The 23023-nt window shown below is 73.2% G+C and carries 22 protein-coding genes; 8 read left to right on the forward strand and 14 right to left on the reverse strand.

What is annotated here, in order from left to right; genetic code table 11:
• Positions 1–123: 123 nt before the first annotated feature.
• On the reverse strand, positions 124–774 hold the full coding sequence (locus tag AC02VZ_RS08430) for an HAD family hydrolase (RefSeq protein WP_476474993.1): 651 nt from the start codon (positions 772–774) through the stop codon (positions 124–126).
• Positions 775–886: 112 nt separating this feature from the next.
• Between AC02VZ_RS08430 and AC02VZ_RS08435 the strand changes: the two genes are divergently transcribed.
• A complete protein-coding gene (locus tag AC02VZ_RS08435; RefSeq protein WP_432056116.1) occupies positions 887–1246 on the forward strand; it encodes a hypothetical protein in 360 nt (119 codons plus the stop codon).
• Positions 1227–1673, forward strand: coding sequence for a hypothetical protein (locus AC02VZ_RS08440; RefSeq protein ID WP_432056115.1), 447 nt, complete (start codon positions 1227–1229; stop codon positions 1671–1673). Before AC02VZ_RS08435 ends, AC02VZ_RS08440 begins: the two co-directional genes overlap by 20 nt.
• Before the next feature lie 117 nt (positions 1674–1790).
• On the opposite strand, the gene AC02VZ_RS08445 is transcribed toward AC02VZ_RS08440, so the two are convergent.
• From AC02VZ_RS08445 to AC02VZ_RS08455, 3 genes are all read right to left on the reverse strand, one after another.
• Positions 1791–2288 carry a GNAT family N-acetyltransferase gene (locus AC02VZ_RS08445; protein ID WP_432056141.1) on the reverse strand — a complete coding sequence of 166 codons (498 nt, stop codon included), beginning with the start codon at positions 2286–2288 and terminating at the stop codon, positions 1791–1793.
• Positions 2289–2333: 45 nt separating this feature from the next.
• Complete coding sequence (locus AC02VZ_RS08450; RefSeq protein WP_432056114.1) at positions 2334–2840, reverse strand: sigma-70 family RNA polymerase sigma factor; 507 nt, start codon at positions 2838–2840, stop codon at positions 2334–2336.
• Between the two features lie 75 nt (positions 2841–2915).
• Positions 2916–4091 carry a glycerophosphodiester phosphodiesterase gene (locus tag AC02VZ_RS08455; RefSeq protein WP_432056113.1) on the reverse strand — a complete coding sequence of 392 codons (1176 nt, stop codon included), beginning with the start codon at positions 4089–4091 and terminating at the stop codon, positions 2916–2918.
• 457 nt (positions 4092–4548) lie between these two features.
• On the opposite strand from AC02VZ_RS08455, the gene AC02VZ_RS08460 reads away from it, so the two are divergent.
• Positions 4549–5220 carry a lysophospholipid acyltransferase family protein gene (locus AC02VZ_RS08460; protein ID WP_362093571.1) on the forward strand — a complete coding sequence of 224 codons (672 nt, stop codon included), beginning with the start codon at positions 4549–4551 and terminating at the stop codon, positions 5218–5220.
• A gap of 197 nt (positions 5221–5417) precedes the next feature.
• Here AC02VZ_RS08460 and AC02VZ_RS08465 read toward each other — a convergent pair whose 3' ends face one another.
• From AC02VZ_RS08465 to AC02VZ_RS08485, 5 genes are all read right to left on the reverse strand, one after another.
• Positions 5418–6947, reverse strand: a complete 1530-nt coding sequence (locus tag AC02VZ_RS08465; RefSeq protein ID WP_476474994.1) for an MFS transporter — start codon at positions 6945–6947, stop codon at positions 5418–5420.
• Positions 6944–7513, reverse strand: a complete 570-nt coding sequence (locus tag AC02VZ_RS08470; RefSeq protein ID WP_432056111.1) for a TetR/AcrR family transcriptional regulator — start codon at positions 7511–7513, stop codon at positions 6944–6946. The genes AC02VZ_RS08465 and AC02VZ_RS08470 overlap by 4 nt, the downstream gene beginning before the upstream one ends.
• 437 nt (positions 7514–7950) lie before the next feature.
• Positions 7951–8922, reverse strand: a complete 972-nt coding sequence (locus AC02VZ_RS08475) for an aldo/keto reductase (RefSeq protein ID WP_476474995.1) — start codon at positions 8920–8922, stop codon at positions 7951–7953.
• A gap of 443 nt (positions 8923–9365) precedes the next feature.
• On the reverse strand, positions 9366–10799 hold the full coding sequence (gene argH, locus AC02VZ_RS08480) for an argininosuccinate lyase (protein WP_432056109.1): 1434 nt from the start codon (positions 10797–10799) through the stop codon (positions 9366–9368).
• Positions 10800–10895: 96 nt separating this feature from the next.
• Complete coding sequence (locus AC02VZ_RS08485; protein ID WP_476474996.1) at positions 10896–12089, reverse strand: argininosuccinate synthase; 1194 nt, start codon at positions 12087–12089, stop codon at positions 10896–10898.
• 539 nt (positions 12090–12628) lie between these two features.
• Between AC02VZ_RS08485 and AC02VZ_RS08490 the strand changes: the two genes are divergently transcribed.
• The 5 genes from AC02VZ_RS08490 to AC02VZ_RS08510 all read left to right on the forward strand — a co-directional run bounded on the left by AC02VZ_RS08490 (position 12629) and on the right by AC02VZ_RS08510 (position 17415).
• On the forward strand, positions 12629–13216 hold the full coding sequence (locus AC02VZ_RS08490; RefSeq protein ID WP_432056108.1) for a pyridoxamine 5'-phosphate oxidase family protein: 588 nt from the start codon (positions 12629–12631) through the stop codon (positions 13214–13216).
• Positions 13217–13219: 3 nt separating this feature from the next.
• Complete coding sequence (locus tag AC02VZ_RS08495) at positions 13220–13948, forward strand: L,D-transpeptidase family protein (protein WP_432056107.1); 729 nt, start codon at positions 13220–13222, stop codon at positions 13946–13948.
• A gap of 75 nt (positions 13949–14023) precedes the next feature.
• Positions 14024–15406, forward strand: a complete 1383-nt coding sequence (locus tag AC02VZ_RS08500; RefSeq protein ID WP_476474997.1) for a ferredoxin reductase family protein — start codon at positions 14024–14026, stop codon at positions 15404–15406.
• Between the two features lie 40 nt (positions 15407–15446).
• Entirely contained in the window at positions 15447–16622 is a 1176-nt protein-coding gene (locus AC02VZ_RS08505) for an FMN-binding protein (RefSeq protein ID WP_476474998.1), read from the forward strand.
• Between the two features lie 55 nt (positions 16623–16677).
• Entirely contained in the window at positions 16678–17415 is a 738-nt protein-coding gene (locus tag AC02VZ_RS08510) for an FAD:protein FMN transferase (protein ID WP_476475031.1), read from the forward strand.
• 612 nt (positions 17416–18027) lie between these two features.
• Here AC02VZ_RS08510 and AC02VZ_RS08515 read toward each other — a convergent pair.
• From AC02VZ_RS08515 to argC, 5 genes are read right to left on the reverse strand one after another with little or no spacing between them, the layout of a single operon-like run.
• A complete protein-coding gene (locus AC02VZ_RS08515) occupies positions 18028–18567 on the reverse strand; it encodes an arginine repressor (RefSeq protein WP_432056104.1) in 540 nt (179 codons plus the stop codon).
• Between the two features lie 7 nt (positions 18568–18574).
• Complete coding sequence (locus AC02VZ_RS08520) at positions 18575–19783, reverse strand: acetylornithine transaminase (RefSeq protein WP_476474999.1); 1209 nt, start codon at positions 19781–19783, stop codon at positions 18575–18577.
• Complete coding sequence (argB, locus tag AC02VZ_RS08525) at positions 19780–20709, reverse strand: acetylglutamate kinase (RefSeq protein ID WP_476475000.1); 930 nt, start codon at positions 20707–20709, stop codon at positions 19780–19782. The genes AC02VZ_RS08520 and argB overlap by 4 nt, the downstream gene beginning before the upstream one ends.
• Positions 20706–21857, reverse strand: coding sequence for a bifunctional glutamate N-acetyltransferase/amino-acid acetyltransferase ArgJ (argJ, locus tag AC02VZ_RS08530; RefSeq protein WP_432056101.1), 1152 nt, complete (start codon positions 21855–21857; stop codon positions 20706–20708). The genes argB and argJ overlap by 4 nt, the downstream gene beginning before the upstream one ends.
• A complete protein-coding gene (argC, locus tag AC02VZ_RS08535; protein ID WP_432056100.1) occupies positions 21854–22882 on the reverse strand; it encodes an N-acetyl-gamma-glutamyl-phosphate reductase in 1029 nt (342 codons plus the stop codon). The genes argJ and argC overlap by 4 nt, the downstream gene beginning before the upstream one ends.
• Between the last annotated feature and the right edge of the window lie 141 nt (positions 22883–23023).

The raw sequence follows: 23023 nt of genomic DNA on the forward strand, positions 1-23023 counted from the left end.
TGCGCCTCGGTCGCAGGAGTGCGGTCGCTCGTCGTGGTCATGAGAGCAGTAAACCAGACGTTTGCTGCTGACCGGCCACCGCTGTCCAGCATGTGGACCGCCGTGGACACGCATCCGCGCACTTCAGTGGCGTGCCGTGATCTCGATGCCCGCGCCGGTGACCTGTACGGACACCGCGGACAGGTCGGGCACCACGAGGTCGGCGGTGAGCTCGTCGGCCCGATGGGTTGTGGCCAAGGCCACGGTCCGCATGCCGGCGGCCCGCCCGGCCCGCAGCCCGGCGGGCGCGTCCTCGAAGACCACGCAGTGCGCCGGGTCCACGCCGAGGGTGCGGGCGGCGAGCAGGTAGGGCTCGGGGTCGGGCTTGCCCCGGGTCACGTCGTCGGCCGCGACGAGCGTCTTGGGCAGCACACCGACGGCGTCCAGGCGGGCCTCGGCCAGCCTGCGGGTCGCGGAGGTGACCACGGCCCAGCGTTCGGCGGGCAGGGCGTCGAGCAGCTCCCGGGTGCCGGGCAGCAGGCGCACTCCCCCGTCCGGGACGTCCTCGACCTCCAGGTCCTCGATGCGCGCGACGGCCTCCGCGACCCTGTCGGCGGGCAGCAGGTCGGCGGCGATCTCGGCGGCGGTGCGACCGTGCAGCTCGATCCGGCCGAACCGCTCCGCCGTGATCCCGTACTCCGCCGCCCACCGGGTCCAGCAGCGGCGGACGGATTCCAGGGTGGACACCAGGGTTCCGTCGTTGTCGAACAGGAGGGCGTGCGCATGAATGGTCATGCCATCGACCTTACGGGTTCGGGGCGCCGGACCCCGAAGGACCGGCGACCCCCCGGGGCCTCGGACCGGGGCCGCGCACGGCGGGGTTTTCGGGCGTAATAAGGTCACTGCCATGCTTGATGTCCTGACGCTGGTGACCGGCGTCGCCGCGCTGCTGCTGGCCGCCTGGTGCGGCTGGGCCGCCTACCGGGACCAGCCGACGAAGGACTGGCACTTCATCGGCATGGCCGTGGTCACGCTGCTCGCGCTGGTGCAGCTGGTCGTCGGGATCGTCCAGCTGGCCCGGGGCGAGAAGCCGGAACAGGGGACGACGATCTTCGTGGCGTACCTGCTGGGTGCCTTCGCGTGCGTTCCGGCCGCGGGCTTCATGTCGCTGGGCGAGCGCACCCGCTGGGGTTCGGTGACGGTCGCGGCGAGCGGCTTCGTGCTGGCCGTGCTGGAGGTCAGGCTCTATGACATCTGGGGAGGCTGAGGTGAGCGTGACCCCTGAGACGCGTGGGAAGCCGGCCCGGGCCCGGCTGATCGGCGGCCCCGGACTGCTCCTGGTGTGGCTGTACGGGGTGATGGTGGTCGGTGCGGTGTCGCGCTCGGTCTACCAGATCGCCACCGAGTTCGACCGGGCACCGCTCGCCTACACGCTCTCGGCGCTGGCCGGAGTGGTCTACGGGTTCATCACCTACACGCTGGTGCGCGGCGGCGAGACGGCCCGCAGGGCGGCGCTGGTGTGCTGCGCCGCCGAGCTGGTGGGCGTGCTCACGGTGGGCACCTGGACCCTGCTCGACCCGTCCGCCTTCCCCGACGCGACCGTGTGGTCGGACTACGGCATGGGCTACCTGTTCATCCCCGTCCTGCTGCCGCTCACCGCCGTGTACTGGCTGCGCCGCTCCCGCACCCCTTGAGGGACCGGGCCGACCCCTCCCCCGGCGCACGCGGCTCCGCCGTCCGCGGGGCGCACCCGGGGACGGCGGAGCCGCGGGAACCGGGCGCGGGAGGGCACCCGGGGACTCACGGACGGGTCAGGCGGTCGTCGCGTACGACCCGGCCCTCTTCTCCAGGACGATCATCGGGACGCCGTCGGCGCCCTGGGAGGTGCCCACCCGCTGGTAGCCGACCTTGCTGTACAGACCCAGGTTGCTCTCGCTGCGGTGCCCGGTGTGCAGGCGGAACGTGCGGGCGCCCCGCTCCTCGGCGAGCGCCGATTCGGCGGCCCGCAGCAGCCGGGCGCCGATGCCGTGGCCCTGGAGCCGGGGGTGCACGCAGAGCTTGCCGATGGCGGCGGCGCCCTCCTCGGTGATCGTGCCGCGCACCGAACCGACGACCTCGTCGCCGAGCCGGGCGACGTAGACGCAGTCGGCGGCGACCTCCGCGCGGACCGATTCGAGGGTCTGCACCAGCGGGTCGATGCGGTAGTTGCCGTAGAGGGCCGCCTCACTCTGGAAGCACAGGTACTGCAGCCTGAAGATCTGCTCCGCGTCCTGCTCGGTCGCCGCAGAGATGGTCACGCTCATGCCCATGTGCGCACGCCTCCCGCTCATCTGATCACCTGTTGTCCCTCACTCCTATCCCCCTCGCCCGTCGGCCGCAACCTCCGGCGCGAGCAAACGCCGCAGACATCCCAGACATCGGGAACGTTCCGGCCCGAGACTGCCCTGTGAGATACCCAACTCGCCTGCGATTTCACGGTATGTCGGGTCGTGCGGCGCCAGCAGCGCACCGATCAGGCGGGGGCACCGGCCGGGCAGCCGGCGCACGGCGTCCCGCAGGGCACGGCCGCGAGCGGCGGCCAGCGCGAGGCGTTCGGGGTCCGGGTCGCCCGGGTCGGCGGGGTCGGCGCTCAGCGGCGCCTCGCGGCGGGCGGTGCGACGGTCCCGGCGGGCCTCCGCGCGCACGGTCCGGCGCAGCCAGCGGCCGGGATCGGGAGGCGGGCCGTGGGCGTCGAGGCGCTCCAGCAGCCGCAGCCAGACGGCCTGTTCGAGGTCCGCGGGCTCCCCGCCGGACGCGTACGCCTCGGCGGACGCCTCCGCGACGAGCAGCGGACGCAGGGAGGTGACCAGGTCGTGGGTCATGTGACCGACGACGCGGCCGCCCCGGGCGGGGTTGCCCGGGACGGCCGTTCCTCACCCCTTCCGGGGCGGGCGCCCTCAGCGGTTGACGAAGTCCTCGCGGGCCAGCAGCGCGGTGTCCGGGTGGTCGGTGAAGACGCCGTCGATGCCGGTGGCGAAGTAGGCGCGGTAGGCGCCGAAGACGTCACCGTAGGCGTCCGGCTCGGAGCCCCTGCGGAAGTCGGCCGGCAGGAAGGGGTTCTCGTTGCGCATCGTGTACGGGTGCAGGATCAGCCCGGCCCGGTGCGCGTCGCGGACCAGAGTGGTCGGCTCGGTCAGCCGGCCCGCGGAGTCGCGCGGGACGACGAGGTCCAGGGTGGGCCCGATGCCCTGCGCGTAGGAGGCGATCTCCTTGAGTCCGCGGCGGGTGATCAGATCGGCGACGGTCCGCGGGTCGCCGGACTCGACGAAGTCCCAGGGGCGGGTGCCGGCGCCGGACAGCAGGACCACGAGCGGGTTGTCCACCAGCCGGTTCAGGCGCTGGATGCTGGTCGGCTCGAAGGACTGGAGGATCACCGGGGAGTTCCGGCGGTCCTTGCGGTGCTTGCGCAGCAGCCGGGCGGCCCGCTCCTCCAGGCCGAGGCCGAGCGCACGGAAGTAGGTGGGGTGCTTCAGCTCGGGGTAGATCCACACCTGCTTGCCGCGCCGGCGGGTCTGCTCGTCCTGCCAGCGCAGCACCTCCTCGAAGGTGGGGATCTCCCAGCGCCCGTCGTAGAGGGTGTTGTGCGGGCGGTTGGCCGGGATGCGCTCGACGGCGCGCAGCCGCTTCAGCTCGGCGAGGGTGAAGTCCTCGGTGAACCAGCCGGTGACCCGCACGCCGTCGAGGGTCTTGGTGGTCCGGCGGCCGGCGAACTCGGGGTGGTCGGCGACGTCGGTGGTGCCGCCGATCTCCGGTTCGTGACGGCAGACCAGATGACCGTCCCGGGTGGGGACCAGGTCGCCCGCCTCCACGATGTCGGCGCCCAGGTCGAGGGCCAGCTGGTAGGCGGCGAGGGTGTGTTCGGGCCGGTACCCGCTGGCGCCCCGGTGCCCGATGACGGTCGGGACGGGCAGGTCCTCCAGCCCTCCGCCGCGTCTGCCGCGGTCCGCGCGCGGGGCCGCCGCCGCGGTGCCGCCCGCGCCGAGGACCGTCGCCCCGGCGCCCACCACCGCCGCGCCCAGCAGCGCGCGCCGTCCGGTTCCGCCCGCCCGGTCGTTCGACTCCCGCGTTCCCATGAGCGCTCACTCCTGCCGTCGGCTGGTCCGGTGCGGGGCCGATCGTAGGGGGGCGCGGGTAACGGGTGGGAGACCCCGGGCCGAACAGACGGGTGATGCGGTGTGTCGTCTTCCGCCGTAGGGACGCCGTAGGCCGGCCGCCGGTCCGGTCCGGACGGCGCGGGGCGTGCCGCGCGGGTGTGCCGGGCCGTGGCCGGGAACCTGACGGATCGTCCGGTTCGGTCCGGGCGGACCGGGGAACCCGTCCGGGCATGCGGGTGCGGGCGAAATCCGTCACACGGTGGCGGGAGTGTCGCCCGCGGGCCGCGGTGGACGCCGCAGGTAGAACGGTGTCAAGGGGCAGGAGGTCCCCGATCTCCCCCTTGGGCCCGATGTGCGCAACCCCCGGGGCCGCGAGTAATGTCCTCACCTGCACAGACTCATGAACACCGCCAAACCGTTCCCACCGGAGGGCCCGTTGTCCCGGTTCGCGCTCATCAAGGCAGTGCTCGGTCCGATCATGCGCCTGATGTTCCGCCCACGGGTGGAAGGCGCGGAGCACATCCCGTCCGACGGTCCGGTGATCCTGGCCGGCAACCACCTGACGTTCATCGACTCGATCGTCCTGCCCATCGTCTGCGACCGGCAGGTCTTCTTCATCGGCAAGGACGAGTACGTCACCGGAAAAGGGCTCAAGGGCCGCCTCATGGCCTGGTTCTTCACCGGCGTCGGCATGATCCCGGTCGACCGGGACGGCGGCCGGGGCGGAGTGGCCGCGCTGATGACCGGCCGCCGGGTGCTGGAGGAGGGCAACGTCTTCGGCATCTACCCGGAGGGCACCCGCTCCCCCGACGGCCGTCTCTACCGGGGCCGCACCGGCATCGCCCGGCTCACGTTGATGACCGGCGCGCCCGTCGTCCCGTTCGCGATGATCGGCACCGACAAGCTCCAGCCCGGCGGCGCGGGCCTGCCCCGGCCGGGACGGGTCACGGTGCGGTTCGGCGAGGCGATGGAGTTCTCCCGCTACGAGGGCATGGACCGCGACCGCTACGTGCTGCGCGCGGTGACCGACTCGGTGATGACCGAGGTCATGCGGCTGTCGGGTCAGGAGTACGTCGACATGTACGCGAGCAAGGCGAAGGCCGCGTAGCACCGCGCGCCGACGGCCGGGGACGCGAGGCCCGCGCGCCGGCGGCGCGTTCGCCACGGCACTGTGCCCCGTGTCCCATCGCTCAGGCGGTGGGACACGGGGCACAGTGCCGTGCGCGACCGGGCCGGACGGCCGGGCGGGGCCGTGGCCGGCCCCGGGCGGTACGGGGCGCCCGCCGCGCCGGGACCGTCGGCCCGTCAGCCCGCGGCCACGTCTTCCAGGCGCTGCCCGCGGAGCATGAACCAGGCCGCCACCGCTGCCGCCAGCAGCACCACGGCACCGACGCCGGCGGCCAGGGTCAGACCGTCCACGAAGGCCTGCCGGGCCGCGTCCAGCATGGCCGCGGCCGTGTCGGCGGGCAGGGCGGCGGCGGACTCCACCGCGCCGCCGAGCGACTCGTGGGCGGCGGCGGGGGTGCCCTCCGGGCCGGGGAAGCCGCGGTAGACGCCGGTCACGATCGACCCCAGGACGGCGATGCCGAGGGCGGCGCCGAGTTCGTAGGCCGTCTCGGACACGGCCGAGGCGGCGCCCGCCTGGTCCTTGGGCACGCTGGAGAGGATCACGTCGGCCGTCACCGTGAAGGCGAAGCCGGCGCCGAGCCCGACCACCAGCAGCGCGGCGCCGAGCAGGGGGTAGCCGGTGGACTGGCCGATGACGGTGAGGGCGGCCAGGGACAGCCCGATGGCGGCGAGCCCGCCGGAGACGACCGCGTGCACCGACAGGCGCCGGGCGGCCCGTCCGGCCACCAGTCCGGCGACCACCGCACCGATCGCGGCGGGGAGTTCGGCGAGGCCCGCCTCCAACGGCCGCCTCCCCTGCACGAGTTGCAGGTACTGCGAGAGGAAGAACACCAGTCCGGACAGCCCGAGGATGGTGAGGAGGTCGGCGAGCACGGCACCGCTGAAGCCGCGGTGCCGGAACAGCCGCATGTCCAGCAGCGGTACGGGGAGCCGGAGTTGACGGCGGACGAACCCGTACAGGGCGGCGGCGCCGAGCAGGCCGGCGCCCGTGGCGGCCCAGCCGAAGCCGTGCGAGGCGGTCTCCTTCACCGCGTAGACCACGCCGACCATGCCGACGAGGGACAGCACGACGCTGGCCAGGTCCCACGGGCCGGGGTCCGCCGTGCGGGACTCGGGGAGCAGCTTGACGCCGACGAGGACCAGGACGGCCATGACGGGCAGGTTGATCAGGAAGACCGAGCCCCACCAGAAGTGTTCGAGCAGGAACCCGCCCATGATCGGCCCGACGGCGGTGCCCGCCGAGGCGGTCGCGCCCCAGATGCCGATGGCGAGGCTGCGTTCGCGCGGGTCGTGGAAGAGGTTGCGGATCAGCGCGAGGGTGGCCGGCATCAGCGTGGCACCGGCGACACCGAGCAGGGCCCGGGCGACGATCAGCATCTCGGGGCTGGTGGCGTAGGCGTTCAGCACGGAGACGGCCCCGAAGGCGGTGGCGCCCACGAGGAGGATCCGCTTGCGTCCGACGCGGTCGCCGAGGCTGCCCATGGAGACGAGCAGACCGGCGATCACGAAGGAGTAGATGTCCCCGATCCAGAGCAGCTGGTTGCCCGACGGTGCCAGGTCCTCGCTGATGTAGGGGGTGGCGAGGCCGAGGACGGTCGCGTCGACGGCCACCAGCAGCACGGCGAGCACGAGCACGCCGAGCGCCAGCCACCGGCCCGGTCGGTACGGGACCTCTTCGGTCCGGACGGGGCGGAAGGTGCTGGTCATGAAGGGTTCCTAGGAGATGCGGGGTCGGGGCGCCGAACGCCGCCGAGCAGGAGTTCGACGATCATGTGGGAGAAGTCCTTGGGAGCGACGCGGCCCTCGGCCACGGCCCAGGCCGCGGAGGCGAGCAGGCCGTAGAGCGCCTCGGTGAGCCAGGCCGGGCTCAGGTCGACGCGGAACTCGCCGCTCTCCTGGCCACGCAGGAACAGGGCGGCGACCGCGTCGTCGAGCCTGGTCCAGCCCTCGTTCTGCTCCCCGCCCTCGAACAGCTGGTTCTCGGTGTAGAGGAAGGCGAGCAGACCGGCGTGGGGTTCGATCCGGTCGACCAGCCGGCGCACCGCGTCGCTCGCGGGTCCCTCACGCGTCCGGGCGCCCTCCAGCGCGGCCTCGCACTCCTCGATGGCCAGCGCCTCCAGCGCCCGCACCAGTGCGTCCCGGCCGGCGAAGTACCGGTGGAGGGTGGCGCGGCTGATGCCGGCCGACCGGGCGACCTCGTCCATGGTCGAGGTGGGTTTCCGGGTCAGCTGGGAGGCGGCTGCACGCAGCACCTGTTCAGGATCGACGGCCATGAGACGAGATTAGCGCACGTGAGACATTCGTGTCTCACACGGGGCGTTGCTGTCTCAGAATGAGAGCGGTGCCACAGAGGCCGGGCATCTGTGCGGGCGGTGACAGCGGGTGTGGGTGGGGAGGCGTGGGGGTGGGCGTGGGCGGGGGCAGGGGCCCGGGGGTTCGGAGCTTGGCGGTGCCGTGGGGCCCGGGGCGGTGATCAGGCGGGCGGCCGAGAGCTGGGGCGTGCCCTGGCGGCCCTCCACGGGGTCCGACCACCGGCCGGACCGGGCCGGGCCGGATGCGTGATCAGATGGCGCGGAGGGAGCCGGGTGCGCGTTCGAACCGCGCGGAGGGGGCGGGCCCGTGGCCACGGAGCGAAGGCCCGGGCCGTGACCACGGAGCGAAGGCGGGCCCGTGGTCGGACACCGCCCCGGGGACAGGGGCCGGGCCCGTGTCAGTGCCAGGGCAGCTGACCACGCCGCTCCCAGTAGGCCTCCGGGGTCTCGGCCAAAGCCGCGAGGCCGGCGAGGCGCTCGTCGTCGAGGTCGACCAGCGGGGCGTGCAGGTTGGACGCCAGCTGCACCACGGTCGCCGCCCCGGACAGCACCACGCCCGCCCAGGGGTGCCGCAGGACGTGCGCGAGGGCCACCGCGTCACAGCCCAGGCCCGCCTCCTCGGCGACCGCCCGCAGCGGCTCCGGGGCGTCCGGTCCGGCCAGCCGCCCGTTCGCCACGGCCTCCTTGACGATGACGGTGAGCCCGGCGTCGTGCGCCTCGGCGAGCGCCGGTCCGGCGGAGGTCTCCAGCACGTTGTACGTGGCCTGGACGGTACGGAACAGGGGCTCGCCGTCGACGGTGACGGCCAGCGCGGCCCGGATGGCGTCGGCCTGGGCGGGGCCGCGGGTGGAGAAGCCGACGGTGAGTCCGCCGGCCGCCGCCTCGGCGAGCCGGGCGTGCAGTTCCTTGTCGCCGAGGGCCGGGCTGTCCGGCGTCAGGGAGTGGATCTGGTACAGGTCGAGCCGGTCGCCGAGCAAGGTCGCGGACTCGGCGCGCTGGCGTTCGTAGGCGGCGAGGGAGTGGTCCTTGACCTCGTGCCGCTCGGCGTCCGTGGACCAGTCGGCGGTGTAGGTGTAACCCCATTTGCTGCCGACGACCACGTCGTCGGCGTCGGGGCGCCGGGTGAGCCAGTCGGCGAGGAACTCCTCCGCGCGGCCGTAGGAACGGGCCGTGTCGATGTAGCGCACGCCCTGGGCGTAGGCCGCGTCGAGCAGGTCGTGGGTGCGGGCACGCAGGGCGTCGGCCGAGCGGTCCTCGCCGAGGTCGCGGTCCCGGCCGAGGTTGACGTAGCCGGGGCGGCCGACCGCGGCGAGGCCGAGGCCGATGTGGCAGGTGGGGGTCGTCGCTGTGGCCAGGCGGGCGAAGGGCATCACGGGCTCCGTCGGTCGGCTCCGGTACGGACGTCGCACCCAACGTAACCCGCGCCGCCCTCCCGCTCCGCCGGACGGCGCACCAAGGGGTGTACCGGGGCGCGTCCGTCACCACACCCGGAGCCTTCGCACCCGGCATCCTTCGCACCCGGCGTCCGTCACGCCCGGAGCCCCGGAGCGTGTCCGTCCCGCCCCGGGCCCGGGGTCGTGACGCCTGCGGCCTCGGAGCGCCCGGGCCGAGCGCCCGGGCCGGCCCCCGGACCCCTGGTTCGGGGCCGGTCTCCCGCCCCCGGTCCGGGCGGTGGAGACGTGCCCCGCACCGACCGCGCGGAGGTCCGGCCGCTCCGCGGCCCGGGGCCCGGGCGCGCGCCCCGGGATCCGGGCGGGCGTCGGCGGGGCGGGCGCCCGACCGGCTCGGGTCCGCGTCCGGGCGGTCCGGCTGGTCAGCTTCCGCGCTGGGCGGCGGCCCACGCGTGCTGGGCCGCCACGTCGGCCCTGACCTCCGCCAGTTGCACCGCGACCGCCTCGGGGGCCGTGCCGCCCCGGCCGTTGCGGGAGGCCAGGGCGCCGGGGACGTCCAGCACCGACCGGACCTCGGGGGTGAGGTGGGCGGAGATCTTCGCGAACTGCTCGTCGGTGAGCTGGTCGAGTTCCTTGCCCTCGGCCTCGGCGGCCTTGACGCACTCGCCGGCCACCTCGTGCGCGACGCGGAACGGCACCCCCTGCCGGACCAGCCACTCGGCGATGTCCGTGGCCAGCGAGAACCCGGCCGGGGCCAGCTCCTCCATGCGCTCGCGGTGCACGGTGAGGGTGGCCATCATGCCGGTGAACGCCGGCAGCAGGATCTCCAGCTGGTCGATGGAGTCGAAGACCGGCTCCTTGTCCTCCTGGAGGTCCCGGTTGTAGGCGAGCGGGAGGGCCTTGAGGGTCGCCAGCAGGCCGGTCAGGTTGCCGATCAGCCGTCCGGACTTGCCGCGCGCGAGCTCGGCGATGTCCGGGTTCTTCTTCTGCGGCATGATCGACGACCCGGTGGAGAAGGCGTCGTGCAGGGTCACGAAGGAGAACTCCTTCGTGTTCCAGATGATGACCTCCTCGGCGATCCGGGAGAGGTCGACGCCGATCATCGCGGTGATGAAGGCGAACTCGGCGACGAAGTCGCGGGAGGCCGTGCCGTCGATGGAGTTGGCCGCGCTGCCGTGCTCGAAGCCGAGGTCCCGCGCGACCGCCTCCGGGTCCAGCCCGAGGGAGGAGCCGGCCAGCGCGCCCGAGCCGTACGGGGAGACGGCGGTGCGCTCGTCCCACTGGCGCAGCCGCTCCGCGTCCCGGGACAGCGCCTGGACGTGGGCGAGGACGTGGTGGGCGAACAGCACCGGCTGGGCGTGCTGGAGGTGGGTGCGGCCGGGCATGGCCACGTCCGGGTGGGCCTCGGCGAGGCCGATCAGCGCGTCCTGGAGTTCGGCGATCAGACCGCCGATGACCCGGGCGTGGTCCCGCAGGTACATGCGGAAGAGGGTGGCCACCTGGTCGTTGCGGGAGCGGCCCGCGCGCAGCTTGCCGCCGAGGTCGGGGCCGAGGCGCTCCAGCAGGCCGCGTTCCAGGGCGGTGTGCACGTCCTCGTCGGCGATGGTGCCGGTGAAGGAGCCGTCGGCGACGTCCGCCTCCAACTGGTCGAGGCCGGCGATCATGCGGGTCAGCTCGTCCTCGGTGAGCAGTCCCGCGGTGTGCAGCACGCGCGCGTGGGCCCGTGAGCCGGCGATGTCGTACGGCGCCAGGCGCCAGTCGAAGTGGACGGACGCGGACAGTTTCGCCAGGGCCTCGGCGGGACCGTCGGCGAAACGGCCGCCCCAGAGCCGTACGTCACCGCTGTTGCTGCTCACTTGCGTTGCTCCTCGAAGCTGTCGATGTGCCACCGCCCCCTCACGGTGGGTGAGGAGGCGGCAGTCAGGCTACTGCGGGTGAGGGCCCGCCGGTGACTACGCCAGGTCCCGCTTCGCCGCGATCTTCGACGACAGGCTGTAGATGTCGATGAAGCCCTTGGCGGCGGACTGGTCGAAGCTGTCGCCGGTGTCGTACGTGGCCAGGTTGAAGTCGTACAGCGACGACTCGGAGCGGCGGCCCGTGACGACGGCCCGGCCGCCGTGCAGGGTCATCCGGATGTCGCCGTCGACGTGCTGGTTGGCCTCGTCGATGAAGCCGTCCAGGGCGCGCTTGAGCGGGGAGAACCACTGGCCGTCGTAGACCAGTTCGCCCCAGCGCTGCTCGACCTGCCGCTTGTAGCGGGCCAGTTCGCGCTCGACGGTGACGTTCTCCAGCTCCTGGTGCGCGGTGATCAGGGCGATGGCGCCGGGCGCCTCGTACACCTCGCGGGACTTGATGCCGACGAGGCGGTCCTCGACCATGTCGATCCGGCCGACGCCCTGGGCGCCCGCGCGCTCGTTGAGCTGCTGGATCGCCTGGAGCACGGTGACCGGCTTGCCGTCGATGGCGACCGGGACGCCCTGCTTGAAGGTGATGACGACCTCGTCCGGCTCACGGGCGAGGGCCGGGTTCTGGGTGTACTCGTAGACGTCCTCGATCGGGGCGTTCCAGATGTCCTCGAGGAAGCCGGTCTCGACGGCGCGGCCGAAGACGTTCTGGTCGATGGAGTACGGCGACTTCTTGGTGGTCGCGATGGGCAGGCCCTTGTCCTCGCAGAAGGCGATGGCCTTGTCGCGGGTCATGGCGTAGTCGCGGACCGGGGCGATGCACTTCAGGTCGGGGGCGAGGGCGACGATGCCGGCCTCGAAGCGGACCTGGTCGTTGCCCTTGCCGGTGCAGCCGTGGGCGACCGTGGTGGCCCCGTGCTTCTGCGCTGCGGCCACCAGGTGCTTGACGATGGTGGGCCTCGACAGCGCGGAGACCAGCGGGTAGCGGTCCATGTAGAGGGCGTTGGCCTTGATCGCCGGGAGGCAGTACTCGTCGGCGAACTCGTCCTTGGCGTCCGCGACCTCGGCCTCGACCGCGCCACAGGCCAGGGCGCGCTTGCGGATGACGTCCAGGTCCTCGCCGCCCTGGCCGACGTCGACCGCAACGGCGATGACCTCGGCGCCCGTCTCCTCGGCGATCCAGCCGATGACGACGGAGGTGTCCAGACCGCCCGAGTAGGCGAGTACGACGCGCTCGGTCACGGAATTCTCCTTACAGTGCATTCGCTGATATGCATGAGTATGCAGACTCACGCATGATTCGTCAATCCGGCTGGTCAGGGCGGTGAACCCTGGGCGTACGGCAGGGGCGCCGCACACCAACCCCGCCCCCGGAGGCCGCGGAACTGAACGCAGGCGGCCGTCCGCGCGTACCACCCGGCGGACGCGGGGACCGCCTGCACGTTCACCCGGTGACGTGTCAGGCGCCGTGGCCGCCCCGTGTGAGCGCCGGCCGGGGCGGCCACGGTCTTCCGGCGCGACCCCCGGTGTCGGCACTGACCGATCGGGGGTGCCGGGCGGGACACCGGGCGATATCACCGGGCGGGCCAGGACGCCGGCCACGGATCAGCCGGGACAGGGGACCCGCCACGGGGACCACGCGGGCCAGGACACCCGCCACGGGCCGGCCGGGTCGGGCACCACGCGGGGCAGGCAAATGGGTCGGGGACCGACGGGCCCGCCGAGGCCGGGCGCGGGGAAATCCTTAGACAGTCGAACGACTTTCCCCCATACTCATGACCATGGGAAAGACGTATGAGCGCATCGAGGGACGGCTGCGCACCTTCATCGAGGCACAGCCGGTCTTCTTCACCGCGACCGCTCCCCTCTCCGCCGACGGCACCGTGAACCTCTCGCCCAAGGGACTGCGCGGCTCCTTCGCCGTCCTGGACGAACGCACCGTCGCCTACCTCGACTTCGCCGGCTCCAACGCCGAGACCATCGCCCACCTCCGGGAGAACGGCCGGATCACTCTCATGTGGTGCGCCTTCCAGGGTCCGCCGAACATCGTGCGGGTCCACGGCCGGGGGGAGCCGGTCTTCCGGGACGACCCCCGCTTCCCCGGCCTGCTGGCCCGCTTCCCCGACATCGACCACGGGTCGCACGGCCTGCGCGCCGTCATCGTCGTGACGGCCGAACTGATCCGCGACACCTGCGGCTACGCGGTCCCCTTCATGGCCTACGAGGCGGAACGCGACCTGCACGGCAAGCGGTTCGCCCGGGAGGACGACGCCTCCCTGGACGCGTACTTCACCAAGAAGGAGCACATCGCCACGAGCATGGACGGACTTCCCGGGCTGCCGTTGCCGCTGCCCCCGTCTACCGTCTGAGCCATGCGCCCAGGTGCCGCCCCCGCCGTCCTCCTCGTCTGCCTCTCCCTCCTCGCGCTCGGCGCGGGCCGCCCGTCCGCCGCGCCGCCCCCGGCGCCCGCGGCCGTACCGCTGCCCGCGCGGATGGCGGACACCGGGGGCGGCACCCAGCTGATCACCGCGGTGGCACCGGACACCCGCTCGACCACCGGCACCCTCACCTGGTGGGACCGCCGGGGCGGGCGCTGGACGGCGGCCGGTTCCGCGCCGGCCCGCTTCGGGGCCAACGGACTGGCCGACGGCGCCACCCGCCGTCAGGGCACCAGCACCACCCCGACCGGCCTGTACCGGCTGCCGTACGCCTTCGGCATCCGCCCGGCGCCGGACGGGACCGCCTACCCGTACCGGCCGGTGCGCGAGGACTCCTGGTGGTGCCAGGACAACGACTCCCGCCACTACAACCGCTGGACCGAACCCCTGCCCGCCGACTGCCGGGCCACCGAGGCCGAGCACCTGATCACCTACCGCGAGCAGTATGCCCACGCCCTCGTCGTCGCCTTCAACTACCGGGCGCCGGAGCGCGGCCGGGGCGCCGGCATCTTCCTGCACGTCAACGGCAGCGGGGCGACGGCGGGGTGCGTCTCGGTGCCCGCCGCGGACATGCGGCGGATCCTGCGCTGGGCCGATCCGGCGCGGCGGCCGCACCTGGCGATCGGCACCCGGGACGGGGCCACCGCGATCACCCGTCACTGACCTCGAATTCCGCTGAACGCCGCAGCGTCACGGCACGTATCTGTGGGCCAAGGGCCAAGTCCCCACGGAGGAACCGTGACCACCACGCTCGCCGGCGGCCGTGCCGCCCGCCGCCAGACGATGCGCCGCATCCGCCCGCGCCGCTCCCCTGCCGTGCCCCTGCTGCTCGCCGTGGGGGCGGGCGCGGTGGCCGTGCTGTGGCTGTGGTGGACGAACACCCCGTCCATCGCCGACACCACCGGCCGGGTCATCGCCGCGGGCCGGATCACCGGCCTGCTCGCCGGCTACCTGATGGCCCTGGTGGTGCTGCAGATGGCGCGGGTGCCCGCGCTGGAACGCCGGGTCGGCTCCGACCGGGTCGCGCGCTGGCACGCCATGAGCGGCCGCTACACCGTGAGCCTCGTCATCGCCCACGTCTTCCTCATCATGTGGGGCTACGCCCTCCAGGCGGGCAAGACCCTCGGCGACATCGTCCAGCAGACGATCACCTCGGTCAGCGAGCTGCCGGACATGGGCAAGGCGGCCATCGGCACCGGCCTGCTGTTCGTGATCGCCTTCATCTCGATCGGCCCGATCCGGCGCCGTCTGCCGTACGACGGCTGGTACCACGTGCACCTGCTCACCTACGCCGCGGTGTACCTGACGTTCTGGCACCAGATCACCACCGGCAACGAGTTCGCCGTCGAACCGTCCGCGAAGACCTTCTGGTACGGGCTCTACGGCACCGTCACCGCGCTCGTCCTGTGGTACCGGGTCATCACGCCGATCCGGCTCAACCTGCGGCACCGGATGCGGGTCGAGGCGGTCGTCGAGGAGACGCCCGGCATCACGTCGGTGCTGATCAGCGGGCGCAGGCTGCACCGGATGGGGGCGGAGGCGGGGCAGTTCTTCCGCTGGCGCTTCCTGGCGCCGGGCATGCGCTTCAGCTCCCACCCGTACTCGCTGTCGGCGGCACCCCGCCCCGACATGCTGCGCATCACCGTCAAGGCGATCGGCGACCACAGCTCCCGGGTGCGCGAGCTGGAGCCCGGCACCCGGGTGTGGGCCGAGGGCCCCTACGGGGCGCTCACCGCGCAGCGCCGCAGCCGCGGCAAGGTGCTGCTGGTGGCGGGCGGGGTCGGCATCACCCCGATGCGGGCGCTGTTCGAGACGCTGCCCGGCGCGGCGGGCGACATCACGCTGCTGTACCGGGCCAACACCACCCAGGACCTGGCCCTGTGGGGCGAACTGGCGAAGATCGCCGACGAGCGCGGCGCGCGCCTGATGTACGCGGTGAACAGCCCGGAGGGAGAGCGGCCCGACATCTCGGCGGAGAGCCTGCAGCGCAAGATCCCGGACATCGACCGGCACGACGTCTTCATGTGCGGGCCGCCCGGATTCGCGCAGTCCGTGTACGAGGCACTGCGCGGCGCGGGGGTCCCCGCGCGCCGCATCCACCACGAGTCGTTCGAGATGTGAGCGACGGGCCGTCCACACCTTTTCAGGAGCTTGGAAAACGATGAGGAAGTCTCACCCCGTCCGGCGTGCCGTGCTGGCCACCGCCGCCACCGTCTCGGGCATCGTGCTGCTGCTGTCGCTGAAGCCGGGTTCCGACCCCGGGTCGGCCGACGCGGCGGGCGGCGCGGTCCCGCCCGCGGCGGCCCAGTCCCCGCAGGGCGGCGCGCGGGCCATCGGCGACGGCACGGTCACCGGGGACGCGGCGCAGACCCAGTACGGCGCGGTCCAGGTCCGGCTGACCGTCAACGACGGCAGGATCACCAAGGCGGAGGCGGTGCAGGCGCCCAAGGGCGGCCAGAGCGACCAGATCACCGCCAACGCCGTCCCGAAGCTGAACCAGGCCGCCGTGGCGGCGCAGAGCGCGGACATCGACAGCGTGTCCGGGGCGACCTACACGAGCACCGGCTACAAGAAGTCCCTCCAGTCCGCGCTGGACAAGGCGGCGAAGGCGGCCGGCGCGGGGCAGGGCGGCGGGGGCGACGCGCAGGCGCGCACGGTCACCGGCGACGCGGCGCAGACCCAGTACGGGGCGGTCCAGGTCCGGATCACGGTTGCCGGCGGGAAGATCACCAAGGCCGAGGCGGTCCAGGCACCCAAGGGCGGCCAGAGCGACCAGATCACCGCCAACGCCGTCCCCAAACTGAACCAGGCCGCCGTCGCGGCCCAGAACGCCGACCTCGACGCCGTCTCCGGGGCCACCTACACCAGCACCGGCTACAAGAAGTCCCTGCAGTCCGCGCTGGACAAGGCGAAGGCGGAGGCGCCCCCCGCCTCGTCGGGCGCGTCGAAGGCGCCCGAGGCGTCGGACGGGGCGGGTTCCGCGGGGGCGTCGGGTTCGGGCGGCTCCGGCTCCGGGGCCGGCGCCGGGAAGCAGCAGGGCGGGGGCGGGGCGAAGACCCTGAAGAACGGCACCTTCACCGGTGACGCCGAGAAGACCGAGTACGGCACGGTGCAGGTCCGGATCACCGTCACCGGCGGGAAGATCAGCAGGGCCGAGGCGGTCCAGGCACCCAAGGGCGGGCGGAGCGACCAGGTCACCAACCTGTCCGTGCCGCGCCTGAACAAGGCCGCCGTCGAGGCCGGGAGCGCCGACATCGACGCCGTCTCCGGCGCGACCTACACCAGCGCCGGGTACACGAAGTCCCTCCAGTCGGCACTGGACCAGGCCGGTGGCTGAGACGGTGACCGAGTCGGCACAGACTCCCGCCGCGGTGCGTCACGTGGAGGAGACGATGGGGACCGTCTTCTCCTTCGACGTCCGCGGCGGGCAACCCGATGCCGTGCGGGCGGCGTTGACGGACGCGGTCGCCGAACTGCACCGGGTGGACGAGGTGTTCAGCACCTACCGGGACGACAGCCAGATCTCCCGGCTCGCCCGCGGGGACCTCACCGTGGCGGAGTGCGACCCGGAGGTCGCCGAGGTCCTGGACCTGGCGGAGGAGGCGGAGCGGCTCAGCGAGGGCTGGTTCAGCCCCCGCTACCGGGGCCGGCTCGACCCCACCGGCATCGTCAAGGGCTGGGCGACCGAACGGGCGGCCCGGCGGCTGGCCCGGGCGGGAGCCACGGGGGTGAACGTCAACGGCGGCGGCGATGTCCAGCTCCTCGGCGCGCCCGGACCGGAACGACCCTGGCGGGTGGGCGTGTCGGACCCGTTGCGGCCGGGTGGCCTGGCGGCGGTGGTGTCCGCCGCCGGGGTGGACGAGCTGGCCGTGGCGACCTCGGGCACCTCCGAACGCGGCGACCACATCGTCGACCCGCGCACGGGGCGCTCCGCGGTGACCGACCTCGTCGCCGTGACGGTCGTCGCGCCCAGCCTGACCTGGGCCGACTGCTGGGCCACCGCGGCGTTCGCGATGGGTTCCCGGGCCGGGCTCGCGTGGCTGGAGACGCTGCCGGGGGTGGAGGCGCTGCTCATCACGGCGGGTGACGAGGTCCGCTGCACGGCGGGGTTGGCGGGCCGGCTGGGGTGAGGGGGCCTGCGGCGCGTGGGCGGCTTGTGCGCAGTTCCCCGCGCCCCTGAGGAAGTGGCCACTGCCCGGCCGTCGTCGCCTGCGGGTCGGCTGGGGTTCTCGCGCAGTTCCCCGCGCCCCTGGGCAAGTGGCCGCTGCCCGGCCGTCGACGCCTGCGGGCCGTGGCAGGTACTCGCGCAGTTCCTCGCGCCCCTGAGGAAGTGGCCGCTGCCCGGCCGTCGTCGCCTGCGGGTCGTGGCAGGTACTCGCGCAGTTCCCCGCGCCCCCAGGCAAGTGGCCGCTGCCCGGCCGTCGACGCCTGCGGGCCGTGGCAGGTACTCGCGCAGTTCCCCGCGCCCCCAGGCAAGTGGCCGCTGCCCCGCCGTCGTCGCCTGCGGGCCGTGGCGGGTACTCGCGCAAGGTCCCCGCGCCCCTGGGGAAGTGGGGCGTCTGCGCGGTTTCCGGGTCTCTCTCTTCGGATGGCGCGGGACGTCGTGCCGGGGGCCCGGTTCAAGGGGCGCGGGGAACTGCGCGAAGCACCACAGTCGACCCGCGGGTCACCACCCCCCGTACCCCCACCACCCCCTCAGGGGCGCGGGGAACTGCGCAAAACCCCCAGCACCCGCGGAGCGCTCAGTGGCTGTTCTGGGCCAGCCGCAGCAGGTGGTCGGCCAGGGCCTGGCCCCCCGTCGCCTCCCGGCTGATCAGCAGCAGCGTGTCGTCGCCGGCGATCGTGCCGAGGATGTCGTGGAGTTCGGCCTGGTCGATGGCCGAGGCCAGGAACTGGGCGGCGCCCGGCGGGGTGCGCAGGACCACGAGGTTGGCGGAGGCCTCCGCGGAGATCAGCAGCTCCGCGGAGAGCCTGCGCATCCGCTCCTCCTTCGCCGACTCCCCCAGCGGCGCGCGCGGCGTGCGGAAGCCGCCCTCGCTGGGCACCGCGTAGATGAGGTCGCCGTCGGTGTTGCGGATCTTCACCGCGTTCAGCTCGTCCAGGTCCCGGCTGAGCGTCGCCTGGGTGACGGTCAGCCCGTCGTCGGCGAGCAGCTTCGCCAACTGGCTCTGGCTGCGCACGGGTTGCCGGTTGAGGATGTCCACGATCCGGCGGTGGCGTGCGGTGCGGGTCTGCGGTACGGCAGGCCCGGCGTGCGGTGCGTGGTCCCGCTCCTGGCTCATGGTCGTCTCATTCTCCGGATCGTCCTTCCCCGCCCGCCGGGTGGCCGGCCTCGTCCAGGATGCCGGGGAGTGCCCCGAGGAAGGCGTCCACCGCGTCGTCCGCGAGGGTGAGCGGCGGCATGAGCCGTACGACATCGGGGGCGGGCGCGTTCACCAGGAATCCGGCGTCCTGAGCCGCCTGTTGCGCCTGCGGCGCGAGCGGCTCGGTGAGCACGATACCCAGGAGGAGCCCGGCGCCCCGGACATGGTCGACGAGCGGGTGGCGAAGCGCCTCGATGCCGGCGCGGAGGCGTTCGCCCTGCCGCTTGACGTGGTCCAGGAGCCCGTCCCGTTCGACGGTGTCCAGGACGGCGAGGGCGGCGGCGCAGACGACGGGGTTGCCGCCGAAGGTGGTGCCGTGGCCGCCCGGTGCGAGCAGGTCGGCGGCCCGGCCGAAGGCGACGGTGGCGCCGAGCGGCAGTCCGCCGCCGAGGCCCTTGGCGAGGGTGACGACATCGGGCAGGACGCCGTCGTGGGCCTGGTACTCGAACCAGGTGCCGGTGCGGCCGATGCCGGTCTGCACCTCGTCGAGGACGAGCAGCGCGCCGGTGGCGGCGGTGATGGCGCGGGCGGCCTTGAGGTAGCCGGGCGGCGGGACGACGACGCCGTTCTCGCCCTGGATCGGCTCGATGATCACCATGGCGGTGTCCTCGGTGACCGCGGCGGCCAGGGCCTGGGCGTCGCCGTAGGGGACGTGGGTGACGTCGCCGGGCAGCGGCCGGAACGGGTCCCGCTTGCCGGGCTGGCCGGTGAGGGCGAGGGCGCCCATGGTGCGGCCGTGGAAGGCGCCGTCGGTGGCGACGACGTGGCCGCGCCCGGTCAGCCGGCCGATCTTGAAGGCGGCCTCGTTGGCCTCGGCGCCGGAGTTGCAGAAGTAGACCTTGCCGTCGCGGCCGAAGAGCTGCAGCAGCCGTTCGGCGAGGGCGACGGGCGGCTCGGCGACGAACAGGTTGGAGACGTGGCCGAGGGTGGCGATCTGCGCGGTGACGGCCTCGACGACGGCGGGGTGGGCGTGGCCGAGCGCGTTGACGGCGATGCCGCCGACGAAGTCGGTGTAGGCGGTGCCGTCGGCGTCCCACACGGTGGCGCCCTCGCCGCGGACCAGGGGCAGGCGCGGCGTGCCGTAGTTGTTCATCAGCGCGCCCTGCCAGCGCGCCGTCAGTTCCTCGTTGCTCACGACTCCCCCTGGGTGACCGGTGTGTCCGGTGTGTCGTCGGGCACGACCATGGTGCCGATGCCCTCGTCGGTGAAGATCTCCAGCAGGATCGAGTGCTGGACCCGGCCGTCGATGACGCGGGCGGTGGTGACGCCGTTGCGTACGGCGTGCAGGCAGCCCTCCATCTTCGGCACCATGCCGGAGGACAGCTCCGGCAGGAGTTTCTCCAGCTGGGACGCGGTGAGGCGGCTGATCACCTCGTCGGAGTGCGGCCAGTCCTCGTAGAGGCCCTCGACGTCGGTGAGGACCATGAGAGTCTCGGCGCCGAGCGCCGCAGCGAGTGCCGCAGCCGCCGTATCAGCATTGACGTTGTAGACATGTCCGTCGTCCTGGGAGCGGGCGATCGAGGAGACGACCGGGATGCGGCCGTCGGCGAGCAGCGCCTCGATGGCGCCGGTGTCGATCTCGGTGATCTCCCCGACGCGGCCGATGTCGACGGGCTCGCCGTCGATCTCGGGCCGGTGCCGGGTGGCGGTGAGGGTGTGGGCGTCCTCGCCGGTGAGGCCGACGGCGAACGGGCCGTGCTGGTTTAGCAGCCCGACGAGTTCGCGCTGCACCTGGCCGGCCAGCACCATGCGGACGACGTCCATGGCGTCCTCGGTGGTGACGCGCAGGCCCGCCTTGAACTCGCTGACGATGCCGTACCGGTCGAGGGCCGCGCTGATCTGCGGGCCGCCGCCGTGCACGACGACCGGCTTGAGTCCGGCGTGTCGCAGGAAGACGACGTCCTGGGCGAAGGCGGCCTTGAGGTCCTCGTCCACCATGGCGTTGCCGCCGAACTTGATGACGACGGTCTTGCCGTGGTGCCGGGTCAGCCAGGGCAGCGCCTCGATGAGGATCTGCGCCTTGGGCAGCGCGGTGTGCTTGCGGGTGGGTGTGTCGCTCATGAGGAGTAGGCGCTGTTCTCGTGGACGTAGTCGGCGGTGAGGTCGTTGGTCCAGATGGTGGCGGTGGCGTCACCGGCGTTGAGGTCGGCGACGATGTGCACCTCGCGGTAGCGCATGTCGACCGTGTCGCGGTCCTCGCCGACGCCGCCGTTCTTGCACACCCAGACGCCGTTGATGGCGACGTTCAGCTCGTCGGGCTCGAAGGCGGCGCGGGTGGTGCCGATGGCGGAGAGCACCCGGCCCCAGTTGGGGTCCTCGCCGTGGATCGCGCACTTGAGGAGGTTGTTGCGGGCGATGGAGCGGCCCACCTCGACGGCGTCGTCCTCGGTGGCGGCGTTGACCACCTCGACCTTGATGTCCTTGCTGGCGCCCTCGGCGTCCCGGATCAGCTGCTGCCCGAGGTCGTCGCAGACGGCCCGTACGGCCTCGGCGAAGGTGCCGTACTCGGGGGTGACGCCGGAGGCGCCGGAGGCGAGCAGCAGCACGGTGTCGTTGGTGGACATGCAGCCGTCGGAGTCGACCCGGTCGAAGGTGACCCGGGTGGCGTCGCGCAGGGCGCGGTCCAGGCTCTCGGCGTCGAGGTCGGCGTCGGTGGTGAGGACGACGAGCATGGTGGCGAGGCCGGGGGCGAGCATGCCGGCGCCCTTGGCCATGCCGCCGACGGTCCAGCCGTCGCGGGTGACGACGGACGTCTTGTGGACGGTGTCGGTGGTCTTGATGGCGATGGCGGCCTTCTCACCGCCGTGCTCGGAGAGTTCCCCGGCGGCGGTCTCGACGCCGGGGAGCAGCTTGTCCATGGGGAGCAGGACGCCGATGAGCCCGGTGGAGCAGACGGCGATCTCGCCGGCGCCGGTGCCGAGGACCTCGGCGGCCTTCTCGGCGGTGGCGTGGGTGTCCTGGAAGCCCTTGGGCCCGGTGCAGGCGTTGGCGCCGCCGGAGTTGAGGACGACGGCGGTCACCTGCCCGCTCTTGAGGACCTGCTCGGACCAGAGGACGGGGGCGGCCTTGACGCGGTTGGAGGTGAAGACTCCGGCGGCGGCGCGGCGGGGCCCGTTGTTGACCACGAGGGCCAGGTCGGGGTTGCCGTTCTCCTTGATCCCGGCGGCGATGCCCGCCGCCGTGAATCCCTTCGCTGCCGTCACACTCACGGCGCCACTCCGATCGTCGTCAGCCCGGTGGTCTCGTCGAGACCCAGGGCGATGTTCATGCTCTGGACGGCACCGCCGGCGGTGCCCTTGGTCAGGTTGTCGATGGCGCTGATCGCGACGATCCGCCCGGCCGCCTCGTCGAGGGCGACCTGCACCGCCACGGCGTTGGAGCCGTACACGGAGGCGGTCGCGGGCCACTGCCCCTCGGGCAGCAGGTCCACGAACGGCTCGTCGGCGAACGCCTTCTCGTAGGCGGCGCGCAGCGCGTCGGCGGTGACGCCGGGCCTCGCCCGCGCGGTGCAGGTGGCGAGGATGCCGCGGGACATCGGGGCGAGGGTCGGTGTGAAGGAGACGGTGACCGGCTCACCGGCCGCCGCCGACAGGTTCTGGATCATCTCCGGGGTGTGCCGGTGGCCGCCGCCGACGCCGTAGGGCGCCATGGAGCCCATGACCTCGCTGCCCAGCAGGTGCGGCTTGAGCGCCTTGCCGGCGCCGGAGGTCCCGGAAGCGGCGACGATCACCGCCTCGGCCCCGGCGAGCCCGTCCGCGTAGGCCGGGTAGAGGGCGAGCGAGACGGCCGTCGGGTAGCAACCGGGCACCGCGATGCGCTTGGACCCCTCCAGCGCGGCGCGGTGACCCGGCAGTTCGGGCAGGCCGTAGGGCCAGGTGCCGGCGTGCGGGGAGCCGTAGAAGCGTTCCCAGTCGGCGGCGTCGGAGAGCCGGAAGTCGGCGCCCATGTCGATCACCAGCACGTCCGGGCCGAGCTGCTCGGCGACGGCGGCGGACTGCCCGTGCGGCAGCGCGAGGAAGACCACGTCGTGCCCGGCGAGCACCTCGGCGGTCGTCGGCTCCAGGATCCGCCCGGCCAGCGGTCGCAGGTGCGGCTGCAGCGCCCCGAGCGGCTGCCCGGCGTTGGAGTGGCCGGTCAGGGCGCCGATCTCGACCTCCGGGTGGGCCGACAGCAGGCGCAGCAGTTCCCCGCCCGCGTATCCGCTCGCCCCGGCCACTGCGGCTCGTACCGTCATGGAACCTCCTCCTTAGGGAGCATGACTATACGCTTGCTTGCAGGTTTATGCAATGCACAGTGTTGCGGGCGACCGGACCGTTCCGCGCACGCCGAGCCCTCGCCGCGCGGCCTGCGCCCGTTCACCCCGGGGACGGCCGGG

This window comes from Streptomyces sp. 3-6, assembly GCF_056323165.1.

Coding starts and splice junctions, on each gene's coding strand:
- AC02VZ_RS08430 (WP_476474993.1), bottom strand. CDS start 774: ATGACCATTCATGCGCACGCCCTCCTGTTCGACAACGACGGAACCCTG.
- AC02VZ_RS08435 (WP_432056116.1), top strand. CDS start 887: ATGCTTGATGTCCTGACGCTGGTGACCGGCGTCGCCGCGCTGCTGCTG.
- AC02VZ_RS08440 (WP_432056115.1), top strand. CDS start 1,227: ATGACATCTGGGGAGGCTGAGGTGAGCGTGACCCCTGAGACGCGTGGG.
- AC02VZ_RS08445 (WP_432056141.1), bottom strand. CDS start 2,288: ATGGGCATGAGCGTGACCATCTCTGCGGCGACCGAGCAGGACGCGGAG.
- AC02VZ_RS08450 (WP_432056114.1), bottom strand. CDS start 2,840: ATGACCCACGACCTGGTCACCTCCCTGCGTCCGCTGCTCGTCGCGGAG.
- AC02VZ_RS08455 (WP_432056113.1), bottom strand. CDS start 4,091: ATGGGAACGCGGGAGTCGAACGACCGGGCGGGCGGAACCGGACGGCGC.
- AC02VZ_RS08465 (WP_476474994.1), bottom strand. CDS start 6,947: ATGACCAGCACCTTCCGCCCCGTCCGGACCGAAGAGGTCCCGTACCGA.
- AC02VZ_RS08470 (WP_432056111.1), bottom strand. CDS start 7,513: ATGGCCGTCGATCCTGAACAGGTGCTGCGTGCAGCCGCCTCCCAGCTG.
- AC02VZ_RS08475 (WP_476474995.1), bottom strand. CDS start 8,922: ATGCCCTTCGCCCGCCTGGCCACAGCGACGACCCCCACCTGCCACATC.
- AC02VZ_RS08490 (WP_432056108.1), top strand. CDS start 12,629: ATGGGAAAGACGTATGAGCGCATCGAGGGACGGCTGCGCACCTTCATC.
- AC02VZ_RS08495 (WP_432056107.1), top strand. CDS start 13,220: ATGCGCCCAGGTGCCGCCCCCGCCGTCCTCCTCGTCTGCCTCTCCCTC.
- AC02VZ_RS08505 (WP_476474998.1), top strand. CDS start 15,447: ATGAGGAAGTCTCACCCCGTCCGGCGTGCCGTGCTGGCCACCGCCGCC.
- AC02VZ_RS08510 (WP_476475031.1), top strand. CDS start 16,678: ATGGGGACCGTCTTCTCCTTCGACGTCCGCGGCGGGCAACCCGATGCC.
- AC02VZ_RS08515 (WP_432056104.1), bottom strand. CDS start 18,567: ATGAGCCAGGAGCGGGACCACGCACCGCACGCCGGGCCTGCCGTACCG.
- argB (WP_476475000.1), bottom strand. CDS start 20,709: ATGAGCGACACACCCACCCGCAAGCACACCGCGCTGCCCAAGGCGCAG.
- argC (WP_432056100.1), bottom strand. CDS start 22,882: ATGACGGTACGAGCCGCAGTGGCCGGGGCGAGCGGATACGCGGGCGGG.